General features: G+C 52.6%; 2 protein-coding genes. Both read left to right on the top strand.

Features of this window, described 5'->3' with window-relative positions:
• Window positions 1-286: 286 nt before the first annotated feature.
• Entirely contained in the window at window positions 287-1,102 is an 816-nt protein-coding gene (locus tag AB0I71_RS32450; RefSeq protein WP_145957805.1) for a hypothetical protein, read from the top strand.
• A gap of 97 nt (window positions 1,103-1,199) precedes the next feature.
• The coding region (locus tag AB0I71_RS32445) for a hypothetical protein (RefSeq protein ID WP_357591173.1) at window positions 1,200-1,880 on the top strand (681 nt) is incomplete at its 3' end.

The raw sequence follows: 1,880 nt of genomic DNA, 5'->3' as shown, positions 1-1,880 counted from the left end.
TGCCGATCAGAATAACCCGCCTAAGTTTTACGCCGTGCCGATCGGCAAGCCGAACTCGGGTTTACCTGCGGCGAGTTTCAACGCGTCGGCAACCATGACCGCCATATATGAGTAACGCGTTAGCCCGGCACCGAAGCTGCACTGCTCCGGTGCCGGGCTGCGGCAGCAATTAAAGCCGCCGCGTTATAAACGCGGTGGAAAGAGGCGCACCGACGGCACTTAACCGGCGGAATATTTTCGCCATTGGCGATGGTCGGATAAGCTATTTTTCCGGCAGGGTAACCAGATGAAAAAGATTTTTTTATTATTGCTAATCGTATTTTTCGGCGGCATGAATGCGGCCAGCTCCGCTAATTTTGAGGCAATTCCTCGTATAGAGCCTGTTAGTGGATCCTCTGCTTTTCTCTCTTTTACGTTTCTCCGTATTTTACCGGAGTCGCAGGAACCCAACCCATGTTATGGGCAAAGAAACTGCATGTTATCTGTGGTGATGACCTTATCGAACTCACCACGTGCCTCTGTGGCGTTGGCTGAGGCCAACAGCAGCTGCAACACGGCGGATTGCAAGACCAGCACGAGCACGGCCAAAACCATGGGGGAGCTCGCGCCGTTAGTCAGGTATTTAGGGCGCAATGGAACGAACTCGACCAGAGATATAAATCAGATTGGCAACTGGCCTCTTAAACTCTGCTTCGGTGTGGCAATTAACGGTAATTGGGGTGGCCCTTTCGGCTGCTCCCCTGAGATACCCAAGACGAACAGCTGCGATATTCTTGACACTAACGCCATCGTTGACTTTGGCACATTCAGCAGCGACGTGACGGCCCGGCAGGCTACGGGGACCATCAAGGTAAATTGTGCCAGCGAGGCTTACTTACGCGTTAAGTTTAATTCCAATGTCACCAATATGCCGTTAAGCCAGGACGGACGGATGACCGCCAGCCTGAAATTTAGAGACCTGATCGCAGGCGTGGGCGAGAATTATGTAAAAGTGCCTGGTGGCAATAGAGAAATCTATATTGACGGTGAGCTAAGAAATAACAATACCTCGCATACTGGTCAGTTTTCTATGTCTGTGGTAGCGATAGTGGAAATCATATGACAGTGACTAAATGGCCAGGCCGTATTTTTAATTTTCGCGGGCGTTATGAATGTATTACCCCGTTAGGAATACGATTATCAGTGATACGTTTCATTAGGTGCTATTACTCTTTGTCCTTCCGATGGAAGTATTTTCAGTGGAAGGTTGCGTAAAACGAATAACGGTGGATATAGAATCTACTGGGCTGTTTGTCAGGAATGGTTTCTCGTTTGGCAAACAAGGGGAAATAGGCCTACAGGAGGCTCGGACAATGAAACCAATCAATATTGTGATTGATGACGAAAACCGCTATTTTGCCGCCGGCTTGCGGTTAAGCATTGCGAAATATGCGCAGCAGTATAACAAAGTCGCGCATTTCCTGCCGCCAGGCAGCGATGAGCGGCCTGACATCGTGTTGACCTCGCAGATCCGGCGCGCCCGATGCTGGGCTGCCTATTCAAGGGCACACGTCGTCACCATTAAAGAAAGGCAGACCTTTGTCGCCAGGCGTGCAAGCCGGGTGTTGTACCGCAATGACGATCAGCAATACCTGTTTACGCTGCTGAGCGATGCCCTGACCAATCCCGGCCCGGCATGCCATTTTTCCGGTCAGGCGCTGACCCGCCGTGAGCGGCAGGTTATCGGCTATTTGCGGCGCGGACTGGATCAATCGCAAACCGCCAGGGTGATGGGGGCACCACCAACTCATGATCAACGGAGGGAAAGGGGGGTCGGTCAGCGGCGGGGGCCCAGGGCGTGCTCTACGGCGCGGCCCAGGGCGGCCACCACGAGGGCGACC

It is taken from the genome of Micromonospora sp. NPDC049891 (genome assembly GCF_040660295.1).
Taxonomy (GTDB): Bacteria; Actinomycetota; Actinomycetes; order Mycobacteriales; family Micromonosporaceae; genus Micromonospora.
This window is presented reverse-complemented; position numbering and strand designations above follow the sequence as displayed.